Origin of the sequence: Sulfitobacter sp. TCYB15 (genome assembly GCF_040435955.1) — a bacterium.
GTDB classification, from domain to species: Bacteria; Pseudomonadota; Alphaproteobacteria; order Rhodobacterales; family Rhodobacteraceae; genus Sulfitobacter; species Sulfitobacter pontiacus.
The window spans coordinates 1447914-1460498 of record NZ_CP159193.1 but is presented as its reverse complement, the minus strand read 5'-3'; the positions used below and the strand labels follow the sequence as shown (position 1 = coordinate 1460498).

Annotated in this window: 11 protein-coding genes; 3 read left to right on the top strand and 8 right to left on the bottom strand. The window is 61.0% G+C overall.

Translation table 11 applies throughout. The annotated features are described in order from the left end of the window. Positions 1-61 precede the first annotated feature (61 nt). Complete coding sequence (locus ABM428_RS06975) at positions 62-949, top strand: 2-dehydro-3-deoxygalactonokinase (protein WP_353628326.1); 888 nt, start codon at positions 62-64, stop codon at positions 947-949. Between the two features lie 37 nt (positions 950-986). On the opposite strand, the gene ABM428_RS06970 is transcribed toward ABM428_RS06975, so the two are convergent. The 7 genes from ABM428_RS06970 to ABM428_RS06940 form a co-directional block, all read right to left on the bottom strand. After that, positions 987-1958: an ABC transporter ATP-binding protein gene (locus ABM428_RS06970; protein WP_005852507.1), complete on the bottom strand. Its 972-nt coding sequence runs from the start codon at positions 1956-1958 to the stop codon at positions 987-989. Then, the gene (locus ABM428_RS06965; protein WP_005852505.1) at positions 1955-2932 is read right to left on the bottom strand and encodes an ABC transporter ATP-binding protein; all 978 of its coding nucleotides are present in this window, start codon (positions 2930-2932) and stop codon (positions 1955-1957) included. The genes ABM428_RS06970 and ABM428_RS06965 overlap by 4 nt, the downstream gene beginning before the upstream one ends. Positions 2933-2935: 3 nt before the next feature. Continuing rightward, the gene (locus ABM428_RS06960) at positions 2936-3841 is read right to left on the bottom strand and encodes an ABC transporter permease subunit (protein ID WP_005852503.1); all 906 of its coding nucleotides are present in this window, start codon (positions 3839-3841) and stop codon (positions 2936-2938) included. Between the two features lies 1 nt (position 3842). After that, positions 3843-4850: an ABC transporter permease subunit gene (locus ABM428_RS06955; protein ID WP_005852501.1), complete on the bottom strand. Its 1008-nt coding sequence runs from the start codon at positions 4848-4850 to the stop codon at positions 3843-3845. Further along, a complete protein-coding gene (locus ABM428_RS06950) occupies positions 4844-5953 on the bottom strand; it encodes a Xaa-Pro peptidase family protein (protein WP_353628325.1) in 1110 nt (369 codons plus the stop codon). The genes ABM428_RS06955 and ABM428_RS06950 overlap by 7 nt, the downstream gene beginning before the upstream one ends. 92 nt (positions 5954-6045) lie before the next feature. Continuing rightward, entirely contained in the window at positions 6046-7635 is a 1590-nt protein-coding gene (locus tag ABM428_RS06945; protein WP_037943869.1) for an ABC transporter substrate-binding protein, read from the bottom strand. 70 nt (positions 7636-7705) lie between these two features. Then, the gene (locus tag ABM428_RS06940; protein ID WP_050766225.1) at positions 7706-8296 is read right to left on the bottom strand and encodes a helix-turn-helix domain-containing protein; all 591 of its coding nucleotides are present in this window, start codon (positions 8294-8296) and stop codon (positions 7706-7708) included. A gap of 361 nt (positions 8297-8657) precedes the next feature. On the opposite strand from ABM428_RS06940, the gene ABM428_RS06935 reads away from it, so the two are divergent. Both ABM428_RS06935 and ABM428_RS06930 read left to right on the top strand, forming a co-directional pair. Then, the gene (locus ABM428_RS06935) at positions 8658-9443 is read left to right on the top strand and encodes a mannosyl-3-phosphoglycerate phosphatase (protein WP_132996856.1); all 786 of its coding nucleotides are present in this window, start codon (positions 8658-8660) and stop codon (positions 9441-9443) included. Between the two features lie 13 nt (positions 9444-9456). Beyond that, positions 9457-10677, top strand: coding sequence for a glycosyl transferase (locus ABM428_RS06930; protein ID WP_353628324.1), 1221 nt, complete (start codon positions 9457-9459; stop codon positions 10675-10677). A 24-nt stretch (positions 10678-10701) separates the two neighbouring features. On the opposite strand, the gene ABM428_RS06925 is transcribed toward ABM428_RS06930, so the two are convergent. Then, positions 10702-12450, bottom strand: a complete 1749-nt coding sequence (locus tag ABM428_RS06925; protein WP_353628323.1) for a sugar phosphorylase — start codon at positions 12448-12450, stop codon at positions 10702-10704. Positions 12451-12585 lie beyond the last annotated feature (135 nt).

The window sequence follows — 12585 nt, the reverse complement described above, 5'->3', positions numbered from 1 at the left end:
GGAGACACCCCATGATCGGCACCCCCTATTTTCCCATTTCCCTCTTCACAGGCCCCCGCGCGTGAGCGGTGCAAGCCCCGCGTGGATCGGGGTCGATGTCGCGGATGGGCATATGCATCTGTGGGTGCATGATCCACGCAGCGATGTGCTGGCGCAGGCCGACGGGCCGGTCGCTGCCTTGCCTGCGGAAGACGGCTTTGTCGCGGCCCTTACGGATTTGCTGTCGCCCTATCTGTCGGACCAACAGCGTTTGCCGGTGATCCTCGCGGGGCTGCCTGCCCTGCCCGCCAGCAGCCTGCGCCCCATTCCGGCAGAGCCCTTGGGCGGGGTGCTTGCCCTGGAGGTTGATGACCCGCGGCTGGAACTACGCGCGGTGCCCGGCCTGAAACAGGCCAACCCACCCCAGATCACGCAAGGGGCCGAGACGGCGATTGCGGGCTACCTTCAGGCAGCGCCCGAGTTTGACGGGGTGATCTGTTGCCTTGATGCACAGTCCACATGGGCCCACATCAGCGCCCGCGAGGTCGTCAGTTTTCAAAGTTTTCTCACCCCCATGATGGCCGCGCAGTTGTCCGCGACAGCCCCGCTATCAAAGGCGGTTGTCGGTGGTGGGTTGGATGAGGATACTTTCGACGCCGCCGTGAATGATGTCATGGCTCGCCCGCAAATCGTTGCCACCGCGCTGGCCGAGATTTCGGCGCACGCCACCATAGATGGCCCCACAATGGACGCAGGCTGGTCACGGCTGATGGGTTTGTTGATCGGGCTAGAGCTGGCCGGTGCCCGCGCCTATTGGCTGGGCCGCGAGGTGGTCATCCTCTCCGACAGCCCGCTCGCCCCGCTCTATGCACGCGGGCTTGCCGCCCAGGGTCTGACGGCCAGCCACGTCTCGCGCCGCGACCATGTGCGCGCCGGGCTGCAACTTTGCGCCGACGCAAGCGCCAGTTGATCTGACGCGCGCGAGATAAACGAGGACGCCCCCGGCCCTAGGCCGGGGTGCCACCGTTTTCAGGAAAGAAACACGCCGCGGCATGATGCCCCTGCGGCAGTTCTGGCCGCATGGCGCGGCATTTGTCGCGCACTTTCCAGCACCGTGGCGCAAAGGGGCAGCCATCGGGGATCGCCAGTGGCGATGGCAGTTCGCCTTGCAGCTTGATCCGCTCTTTCGCGCCGCGTGGGTCCGCTTGGGGCGTGGCCGACAGCAGCGCCTTGGCATAGGGGTGGAACGGCGCACCGAACACATCATCGCGGCTACCGCGTTCGACCGCGCGCCCCAGATACATCACAATAACCTCATCCGCCACGTGACGCACGACGCTCAGGTCATGGGAGATGAACAGATAGGCCAGTTGCAGACGTTCCTGCAGATCGACCAACAGGTTCAGCACCGAGCTCTGGATCGACAGGTCCAGCGCGGACACAGGCTCGTCCAGCACCAGCACTTTGGGGTCCAGCATCAACGCCCGCGCAATCGCGATCCGCTGGCGTTGACCGCCGGAAAACATATGCGGATAGCGGTCAAAATGTTCAGGCCGCAAGCCCACCAGACCGAGCATCTCGCGCGCTTTGGCGGTACGCTCCTTGCTGCTCATGTCGGGGCGGTTGATCTTGAGAGGTTCCTCAAGGATCGCGCCGATCCGCTGGCGCGGGTTGAGCGAGCCATAGGGGTCTTGGAACACGATCTGCACCGATTTGCGCAGCGATGCCCAGTCTTCGCGGACCACGGGTTTGCCATCCAGTGTCAGCGATCCGGCGGTCGGGTCTTCGATCATCGTGACCATCCGCGCCAAGGTCGATTTCCCGCAGCCGCTTTCGCCTACGACGGCCAGCGTTTTGCCCGGATAGAGCGCGAAATCGAGCCCGCCCACGGCCTTGAGCGTACGCGGCTTGCGAAACAGCCCGCCGCCGACTTCATAGTGACGCTCTAGCGCCGTTGCAGTCATCACAGGTGCGGTCATGATGCGACCCTTTCGTCTGTGTTCAAGGGGTAGAAACAACGCGCATAGCCCAGATCAGCGCCCAAGGCGGGCGGCGCTTCGGACTTGCATTTGGCGTTGGCGAATTTGCAGCGTGGCGAAAACAGGCATCCTGCGGGGCGGTCGAATTGCCCCGGCACCACGCCCGGAATGGTCGGCAGCCGCTTTTCCGTCGCCCGTTCCGGCAGCGCATCCAGCAGCGCCGAGGTATAGGGGTGGTGCGGCGCGTCAAACAGCGGGATCACCGGCTGCTCTTCGATCTTCTGGCCGGCATATTGCACGCTGACGCGTTCGGCGGTTTCCGCAACAACACCCATGTCGTGCGTGATCAACACCAGCCCCATGCCCGTTTCCTCGCGCAGGGACGCGAGCAGATCGAGGATCTGTGCCTGAATGGTCACGTCGAGCGCCGTGGTAGGTTCATCGGCGATCAGCAGCTTGGGCTTACAGGCAATCGCCATCGCAATCATCACCCGCTGGTTCATCCCGCCCGACATCTGGTGCGGGAAGGCCGACAGGCGCTTTTCGGGATCGGGGATCCCGACCTGTTCAAACAGCTCGATCGCGCGTTTCTGACGCTCGCGGCGGCCCATGCCAAGATGCACCCGCAGGGCCTCGCGGATTTGCCAGCCCACGGTGAAACAGGGGTTAAGCGATGACATCGGCTCCTGAAAGATCATCGCCAGATCATTGCCGACGATCTTGCGACGCGCCTTGGCGTCCATCGTCAGCAGGTTGTGCCCATCGAAGGTCAGCTCGTCCGCGGTGACGGTAGCAGTCCAGGGCAGCAGCCCCATCAGCGCCAGCATCGACACGGATTTACCCGACCCGCTTTCCCCCACAATCGCGAGGATCTCGCTTTCGTTCACGTCCTGGTCGACGCCGTCCACCGCCCGGAACTTGCCCGAGGCCGTGGCGAAATCAACGCTTAGGTTTCTGATACGCAAAAGTGTCATGGCTCAGCTCCGTTTCAGTTTCGGATCAAGCGCGTCGCGCAGGCCGTCACCCATGAGGTTGATCGCCAGCACGGTCACAAGGATCGCCACGCCGGGGAAGGTCACGACCCACCAGGCGCGCAGGATGAACTCGCGTGCTTCGGCCAGCATCGTGCCCCATTCAGGTGTGGGCGGCTGCGCCCCCATCCCCAGAAAGCCCAAGGCCGCGGCATCAAGGATCGCGGTCGAGAATGACAGCGCGGCCTGCACGATGATCGGCGCAAGGCAGTTGGGCAGCACGGTGACAAACATCAGCCGGAAGATCCCTGCCCCCGCTACGCGGGCCGAGGTCACGTAATCTTTCTGACGTTCCGACAGCACGCTGGCGCGGGTCAGGCGCACATAGTGGGGCTGCAACACAATCGCGATGGCGATCATCGCGTTGGTCAGCGACGGCCCGAGGATCGCCACCAGCACCAACGCCAGCAGCAGGGACGGGAACGCCAGCACGATATCCATGACACGCATGATGATGCTATCGACCCATTTGGGCGCAAAGCCCGCGATCAGCCCGATGATGATCCCGCCGGTCGCCGCGATAGAGACAACGACGACCCCCACAAAGAAGGAATAACGCGCGCCCACAATCAGACGCGACAGCATATCGCGCCCGAGCGGATCGGTACCCAGGATATGGGTCCAGCTGCCGCCCTCTTGCCACGCGGGGGGCTGTAGGGTGGCGGCGCGGAATTGCTCTGTCGCGTCATGGGGGGCGACCCACGGACCGAACAGGGCCAGAAAGGCAAAGACCGCAAAGATCCATAGCCCGATGACAGCGCCGCGGTTTTCGCGGAAGTAGAACCAGAATTCGCGCAAGCGGCCCGGACGTTCCTGGACCATTGCGGCTTCGGCAGAGAGTGCGTCGTCCATGTTATCGCTTTCTGATTTTGGGGTTGATGACGCCGTAAAGCATGTCGACGGTCAGGTTCACGACCATCACCATCACAGCAATCAGCAGCAGCCCGCCCTGAACCACGGGGTAATCGCGGCGGAAAATACTATCGACCATCCACTTGCCGATGCCCGGCCAGCTAAAGATGGTTTCGGTCAGGATCGCACCGGCCAGCAATGTGCCGACCGACAGACCAATCACGGTGATCACGGGGATCAGCGCGTTGCGCAGGGCGTGAATGCCGTTGATCCGCCCCGGAGACATGCCCTTGGCGCGGGCGGTGCGGATGTAATCCTCGCCCAGAACCTCCAGCATGGCCGACCGCGTCTGGCGTGCGATCACGGCCAGCGGGATTGTCCCCAGCACGATCGTTGGCAGAACCAGATGGCGCACCGCTGACAGGAACGCCCCCTTCTGACCCGACGCCAGACTGTCAATCAGCATAAAGCCGGTGGGGTTGGGGAAGTAATACAGCAGATCAATCCGCCCCGACACAGGAGTCCATTGCAGGTTGCCCGAAAAGACAATGATCAGCAGCAGCGCCCACCAGAAGATCGGCATCGAATAGCCCACCAGCGCCGTGGACATCAGCGCCCGGTCAAAGAACTTGCCCCGGTTCACCGCCGCAATCACCCCCGCCGGAAGGCCAAGGGCGATGGCAAAGATCATCGCGCAGACCGCCAGCTCAAGCGTGGCTGGGAAGAGCGTAAAGAATTCGTCGAACACCGGGCGCTTGGTGACAAAGCTGTTGCCCAGATCGCCCTGCAGCACGCCGGTCAGATAATCCCAGAATTGCACATAGATCGGCTGGTCATAGCCGAATTGTTTGGCCAGTTGGGCATAGCGCTCATCAGAGATGCCGCGCTCGCCCGCCATCACCTGGATCGGGTCGCCCGGCAGCGCGCGGATGAATCCGAAGGAGATCAGCGTCACCCCGATGAAAGTCGGGATGAACGTCAGCAGTCGTCCCAGAACATAGTTCAGCATTTTATCACCATCAGCTCTTTGGGGAAGTTGGTCAGCGTTTCATAGCCGTCGTCGGTAATCAGCACGTCATCCTCGATGCGCACGCCGAAATTTCCGATCTCGTAGAGGCCGGGTTCATTGGTGTAAACCGTTCCGGCGGGTAAAGTCATGTGGTTGCCCCGCATGATATAGGGGGCCTCATGGACCTCGCGGCCCAGACCGTGACCGGTCTTGGTGCGGATGCGGTCCCCATAGGGCGAGGCTTCCAGTACAGAGATCACGGCATCGTCGATGTCATGGGCGGTCACCCCCGCGCGGGTCACGGCAAGCCCTGCCATATTGGCGCGCAGCACGGTGTCATAGACATCGCGCCCCTCATCGGTAACGTGATCCAGAAAAACGGTACGGGTGATGTCGGCGGCAAAGCCGTTCTTGCGCGCGCCAAAGTCCAGCAGCAGCGCATCGCCCGCCTTGACCGCGTAATCCTCGCGCGCATGGGCATGGGGGCGGGCCGAGCCATCGGCGGCGGCCACGATGGGACCAAAGGACAGGTCATCCGCCCCTTCCGCGAAAAGCGCCTGCACCAGCGTCTGTTCGATCTGCTTCTCGCTCTGGCCCAGCTTGACGCTGTCCAGCGTGCGCTGGAGGGCGCGTTCGGAAATGCCGATCGCCGCGCGCAGGGCGGCGATATCCTCGGGGGTCTTGATCATCCGCAGGGCCGAGATTTCACGCTCTGCATCGGTGATGGTCAGATCGGGCTGTGCCTGTTTGAACGCATGGTGCACGAAGACGCGCATCACCTGCCCTTCGACCGCCAGCGACGTGATGCCCAAATGCTGCGCCAGCGCGGCAAATGCATCGGCATAGCCGGTCTGGTCGCGCCAATCAAACACCGCGCCGTCAAATCCGACCATGTCCCAACTGCCCAGTTCGAGGTTCGGCAACAGCACCGCCGCAGGTTTATCCGCAGGGATCACCAGAACAAAGGGACGCTCGTTGCTCATAAACCTATGGCCAACGGCGCGCGAGAAATTGGGTCCGGGCACCAGCGCCACGGCATCGACGCCCAGATCGGCGGCCACAGCGACATAGTCGGCAAGACGTTGAGAGAGGTTCTTTGACACGGGGGCTTGCGCCTTTCGTTAACGTGGCCGGGGCCTAGAATAGAGGAAGGGACGGCGCGACATGCACCGTCCCCATTGCTTTGTCATCGCTGTTATTGCGACAGGCCAACCTGGTTGAAGATGTGGCCACCCAGCGGGTGCACAACATAGTTTTCAACTTCGGGGCGCATTGGCATGTAAACAACCGAATGCGCGATGGTGGCCCAAGGGGCTTGGTCCTTGAAGATTTCCTGCGCTTTTTCATACAGCGGCGCACGCTCTTCTTGTGTTGGCAGAACCTTGGCTTCCTGAACCAGCGCGTCGAATTCCTCGTTGCACCATTGTGCGCGGTTGGATTTCTCTACGCCGTCGCAGCCCAGCAGAACCGCGAGGAAGTTGTCGGGGTCACCGTTGTCACCTGTCCAACCCAGCAGAACGGCACCATCGCGGTCTTTTGCTTTGGAACGCTCAAGGTATTCACCCCATTCGTAGGACACGATCTCTACGTCGACACCGACCTTCGAGAAGTCTTCCTGCATCAGCTCGGCCATACGGCGGGCATTGGGGTTATAGGGACGCTGGACCGGCATCGCCCAGATTTTCAGCGTCAGGTCGGATACGCCTTCGGCTTCCAGCGCGGCTTTCGCGGCTTCCGGATCGTATTTGTCATCCTCGATCGCATCGTTATAGGACCACATTGTCGGCGGCAGCGGGTTCTTGGCGATTTCGCCGGAGCCCTGGAACACCACGTCGATGATCGCTTGCTTGTCGATCGCCATGTTCAAGGCTTTACGCACATTGGCGTTGTCGAACGGAGGCATCTGCGTGTTGTACGCCAGATAGCCCACGTTCAGGCCCTCTTGCTCCATCACGACGACATCTTCGGCGTCTTTCATCGCCTGCACGTCCGCAGGGTTCGGATAGGCCATGACGTGGCATTCGCCCGCTTGTACCTTCTGGTAGCGCACGGAGGCGTCCGGTGTGATCGCAAAGATCAACGCTTCGACTTTCGCCGGGTCACCCCAGTATTCGTCGTTGCGCACGTAACGGATCACGGCGTCTTTCTGGTAGGCTTGGAAGGTGAACGGGCCGGTACCGATAGGCGCCTGGTTCAGCATTTCCGGCGTGCCGGCTTCCAGCATCGCGTCAGCATATTCCTTGGACACGATCGAGGCAAAGTCCATTGCCATGTTGGCAATGATCGGCGCTTCGGCGCGGGTCAGGTTGAACTGAACGGTGTAATCATCAACCTTTTCGATGCTTTCGATCAGGTCAGGCATCGACATCGCACCGTAGTATTCCCAGGTGCCACCCGATACTTGGTTGTAGGGGTTGTCGGCGTTGCCTTGACGGTCAAAGCTAAAGATCACGTCATCGGCGTTAAAATCGCGTGTGGGCGTGAACTGGGCGTTGCTGTGAAACTTGACGCCTTTGCGCAGCTTGAACGTCACGGTCTTGCCGTCTTCGGACACCTCCCAGCTTTCGGCCAGCGCGGGAATGGTTTCGGTGGTACCGACCTTGAATTCCGCCAAGCGGTTGTAGATCGGGTGGCTGGACGCATCAAAGGTCGTGCCTGCGGTGTACAGGGCCGGGTCAAAGCCTTCTGGCGACCCTTCCGAGCAATAGACCAGCGACTGCGCCTGCGCCGCAACGCCAAGCGTGCTCAGCAGCAGGCCCGTGGCCATGATATTCTTGAAAGACATTCGATTTACTCTCCTAGTTGGTAAAGTGTTATCTCCCCACGGCCTCTCTGGGCCGATGAGGGCGATAGGGTTAACGCCTGAGGGGTAACATTTCGCGCGAGCTCTCTGCCGGCGCGGCCTCACTCTGTCCGATTTCCCCGGACTTATCGTATTTCATGCGACCGACCCATAAGATGCGGGCCTGCCGGTCTGTTCTGTTGGCCCAGCAATGGGGCGTGGTACCCAGATAATGCAGGCTGTCGCCCGCCGTCATCAGATACTCCCGTTCGCCAACCATCTGCGAGATCTCACCCTCAAGGATGTAGATGATCTCTTCTCCAACATGGGTCACCGTTTCGGATTCATAGCCGGGCGGGACGTTCATCACATAGGATGTCATCTCGTGGCCCGCGCGTTCGGCACCGATCTGTTCATATTCAATCGACGATCCTGCCACCGCGAAACGGGGCCGTGCGGCACCGCGGGTCAGGCTGTCGACCGTGCGCGGGGTCCGCACGAAAAAATCCGCATCAACGTCAAGCGCGGCGGCGATTTGGCTCAGCGTGCCAAGCGTCGGTGTCGCGTTGCCACGTTCCACCTGGCTCAGATAGCCCACCGACACACCGGAGGCCGCCGACAGCTGCTGCAATGTCATCGCCATCCGATGACGCTGCATCCGCATGCGGTCGCCTAATCCCTCTGGCGGCGAAAGCGCCGCCGCCTGTATCGCAGTTGTTGACAAATAATCCCCCGAAGCACGCTTTGGCGTATCTTGGCGCTCAGACTGTCGCGCAACTTTGTTTACGTCAACAATAAAAATTATTGTCAGAGTGAAAACAGAGCCCTTGGTCGCGACGTCACCTGACCTCTTTTACACCGGACCCTCCCCCCGTAAGCGCCCATGTGATTCTATTTATACGTGCGCATCCACGCAGTCCAGTTTCTGCACATTTTTTAGGCAAAAGCTAGAAAAACAATGCAAACCGCGCGATGAACACTTGTACCCAGTTGCAACAATCGGTCCCGCACCACACGCTTGATCTATGGCTATGTCTTTACCCCTGCTGGTGTTTACGGACCTTGATGGCACGTTGCTGTCACATAGTTCCTATCGCTGGGATGCGGCCACCCCGGCCTTGGATACACTGCGCAGAATCGGGGCCGCAGTGGTGTTGGCGAGCTCCAAAACCGCGCCCGAGATCGCAGAGATTCGCGCCGAACTGGCATGGGATCACTGCCCCGCGATCATCGAAAACGGTGCCGGTATTTTACCGCCCGACAGCACCGACATGCCGAAAACGGACAGTTACGTGCGCCTGCGCCACGCGCTCGACAGCCTGCCTGCGGAGCTACGCGACCCGTTTTGCGGGTTCGGCGATATGACCGTGGCACAGATCGCACAGATCACCGGCCTGTCGCATACTGACGCCGCCAACGCGGCAGAACGGGCCTTTTCCGAACCCGGCATCTGGTCGGGCAGCGCCGAGTTGCGCAGCGCATTTATCGACGCCCTGCACGATCACGGTATCCATGCCCGTGAAGGGGGACGGTTTCTGACCCTTTCCTACGGGCGCACCAAAGCCGACCAGATGGCCGCGCTGACCGATGCCTTTGCGCCGCGCCATACGCTGGCGCTTGGCGATGCCCCCAATGACATAGAAATGCTGCAAGCAGCCGACTTTGGCGTCATTGTCGCCAACCCGCACCGCGACCCCCTGCCCCCGCTGCCCGGTGAGGACACCGGCAGGATCACCCGCACCACGCTCCCCGGCCCTGCCGGATGGAACGGTGCCGTGCTGGACCTGATCGCGCGGCTTAACCTAACCTAAGGAATGACAAAGCATGGCTGATTTTCATCAAAACGGGAATATCGCGACCCTGCACAATCTGCGCACCCGCTCGCTAGACGAAATGACCTACGAGCTCGAGACGTTTGCCCAGACCCGCAAAATGGCGCTGATCCTGCCTTGTCTCTACTCCGAGCTAGAGACCGAGGCGATGCCCCGCATTCTGGCCGAGCTGTCAAAGGTCACCTATCTGCACCGCATCATCATCGGTCTGGACCGCGCCGACGAGGCACAGTTCCGCCATGCGAAAGAGTTCTTCAAGGGCCTCAACCAGAACCACATCGTGATCTGGAACGACAGCCCGCGGATGCTGGCGCTTGGCGCGCAGCTGAAAGATATGGGCCTCGCCCCCGCCGAACAAGGCAAGGGCAAGAACGTCTGGTCCTCGCTCGGCTATCTGATCGCCTGTCAGGACAGCGCGGTGATGGCGATCCATGATTGCGATATCGTGACCTATACCAACGACCTGCTGGCGCGGCTGATCTATCCTGTCGCCAATGCGAATTTCCCCTATCAGGTCGCCAAAGGCTATTACGCGCGGGTGGGCAGCGACAAGCTGAACGGGCGGGTCACGCGGCTGCTGGTCAGCCCGCTGCTGATCGCGCTGAAAAAGGTCGTGGGCGACCGTGACTATATCGATTACCTGCGCGCCTTCCGCTATCCGCTCTCGGGTGAATTTGCCATGCGCACCAATATCTTGCCCGATCTGCGCATCCCCTCCGACTGGGGGCTGGAGATCGGCGTGCTGTCAGAGGCATGGCGCAACCTCGCGCCGAAATCCGTCTGTCAGGTCGAAATCGCCGACGACTATGACCACAAGCACCAAGATCTGAGCGAGGCCGACGCCGATGCGGGGCTGAACCGCATGTCCACCGACATCTGCAAGGCGATTTTCCGCAAGCTGGCGGCAGATGGCACGGTGTTCACACCCAATGTCTTTCGCACGCTCAAGGCGACCTATTACCGCTGTGCGCTCGACCTGCTGGATGCCTACTACAACGACGCCAAGATGAACGGGCTCAGCATTGACCGCCACAAGGAAGAACGCGCGATCGAGCTCTTTACCGAGAATATCATGCGGGCGGGGCACTTCTTTCTCGATAACCCGCACGAGACACCCTTTATCCCCACATGGAACCGCGTCCACGCCGCCGCGCCCGATTTCCTTGCCAATCTGCGCGAGGCCGCCGCAGCGGATGACGCCGAATACACCTAGCTGAGGGCCGCGCAGGCGGCGGGGTCAGAACCGGTTGGTGATCCACATGCATTGATAGGGGGCCAGCGTGATGTGATCTGCGCTGGCGTCAATCAAATCACCGCTGATCAGGTCCAGCCACGGTTGATCCTCGATCAGGTTCAGCGCCGCCGCCGAAATCGCGACAGAGGCGTCGCTGACGTTGTGCAGCGCAAAGATCGACTGTTTGCGGTCCAGACTTTGGCGCCACACGCCGAACACGCGGTCATCTTGCAGGTTCACGGTGAATTGCGTCGCATTGGGGTGAAACGCCTTTTGTTTCTGCCGCACCTTTAGCCGCGCCGACAGATCGCCCAAGACGCGCGCCTGCGCGCTGGACGCATCGGCCAGCCGGTCGCGCAGGCTCGGATAATCCCATCGGTGTCGGTTGATCGCGCGGCTCATCCCGCGATGTTCGACCTGCGCGTGATCATTGGGCGTCGCCAGCATGGCGTGGATGTAGAAGGCGGGTATCCCCTCCAGCGACATGACGATGGTCTGAGAACAGATGAACCGTGCATGATGATGGTCATCCGCGCCCTTAAAGGTCCGCGACAGCGCATCGTAAAAGGTCGTGTTCAGCTCGTACGGGCTTTGCCCGCCGTCGGGCAGGCTGCGCATCGACACCAACCCGCCGACCTGTAACACCGTATCAATGACCTGTTGTTTTTCATCCTCGGGCAACAACCCTTCGGCGGGGCGCATGCCGATGCCGTCGTGACTGGCGGTAAAGTTCAGATAGGCGCAGCCCATGGGGGCCGGTGGCATCGTGCGCTGCCAGCGCCGTAGATGCGCCCCATTGCCCGACATCATCGCATGCAAGATCAGCGGCGGCAGCGGGAAATTATAGATCGCATGGGCCTCGTCCCCTGCCCCGAAATAGCTGAGGTTTTCGGCCTTGGGCACATTGGTTTCAGTCAGCAGGATGATCTTTTCCGGCGCATAGTCGCACAGCAACCGCATCAGCCGGATAATGGCATGGGTTTGCGGCAGGTGGATCGACGGGGTGCCGATCTGCTTCCACAAGAACGCCACCGCATCCAGCCGGATGATCTGCACGCCATTATCCACATGCAGGCGGATGATCCGCAAAAACTCAAGCAGCACCTCGGGGTTGCGGAAATCAAGGTCGATCTGGTCATGGCTGAAAGTGCACCAGACGTGGCGCGGGCCGCTTGAGGTTTCTACCTCTTGCAACAGCGGCGTCGTGCGCGGGCGCACCACCTCGCGCAGATCATCCTGCGGCGAGGCTTCGAAAAAGAACTTGTCATAGGGGGCCTGCCCCTGACGGTAGGCGTTGAACCAGTTCCCCTGGCTCGACACATGGTTCAGCACCAGATCGGACATCAGCGTGAAATCGGCGGCAATGCGGTTGATATCAGGCCAATCCCCAAGCTGCGGGTTCACCGCGCGAAAATCGGACACCGCAAACCCGTCGTCAGAGGTATAGGGGAAGAACGGCAGGATATGCACGCTGTTCAATGTACCGCGCAGGTAGCGGTGCAAGAAGTCGTTCAACAAATCCAGCGGCTTATGCGCCCCGTCCACGATTGAGTTGCCATAGGTGATCAGCAGCGCGTCACGTTCCGACCAAAGCGTATTGCCGGCAATCCGGCCTCTTTTGCGGCGGGTTGTCCCCTCGGGCCAGAAGGCATCAAGGATCATGCTGGAAAGGATGTCGGCATCCAGATCGGGATAGACCTCTGCCAACACCGCGCTGAGCCGAGAGCCGAGAGAACGGGCACTGTCCGTCATGATGTCCTGCCTTGCCTGAATATCCTTTCCCAAAACCCTAACGCAGCCGCGCCCGTGTGACGAGCAACCAAAAGCGGCGCCCCCATAATCCTGGCACCGCTGCCCCCTGCGGCGCGTTTTAAGGCAAGCTGCACA

Bases quoted from the DNA above. Each gene is read 5' to 3' on its own strand.
- ABM428_RS06945 (WP_037943869.1), bottom strand. From the start codon at position 7,635: ATGTCTTTCAAGAATATCATGGCCACGGGCCTGCTGCTGAGCACGCTT.
- ABM428_RS06935 (WP_132996856.1), top strand. From the start codon at position 8,658: ATGGCTATGTCTTTACCCCTGCTGGTGTTTACGGACCTTGATGGCACG.
- ABM428_RS06960 (WP_005852503.1), bottom strand. From the start codon at position 3,841: ATGGACGACGCACTCTCTGCCGAAGCCGCAATGGTCCAGGAACGTCCG.
- ABM428_RS06925 (WP_353628323.1), bottom strand. From the start codon at position 12,450: ATGACGGACAGTGCCCGTTCTCTCGGCTCTCGGCTCAGCGCGGTGTTG.
- ABM428_RS06970 (WP_005852507.1), bottom strand. From the start codon at position 1,958: ATGACCGCACCTGTGATGACTGCAACGGCGCTAGAGCGTCACTATGAA.
- ABM428_RS06955 (WP_005852501.1), bottom strand. From the start codon at position 4,850: ATGCTGAACTATGTTCTGGGACGACTGCTGACGTTCATCCCGACTTTC.
- ABM428_RS06965 (WP_005852505.1), bottom strand. From the start codon at position 2,932: ATGACACTTTTGCGTATCAGAAACCTAAGCGTTGATTTCGCCACGGCC.
- ABM428_RS06930 (WP_353628324.1), top strand. From the start codon at position 9,457: ATGGCTGATTTTCATCAAAACGGGAATATCGCGACCCTGCACAATCTG.
- ABM428_RS06940 (WP_050766225.1), bottom strand. From the start codon at position 8,296: ATGCGGATGCAGCGTCATCGGATGGCGATGACATTGCAGCAGCTGTCG.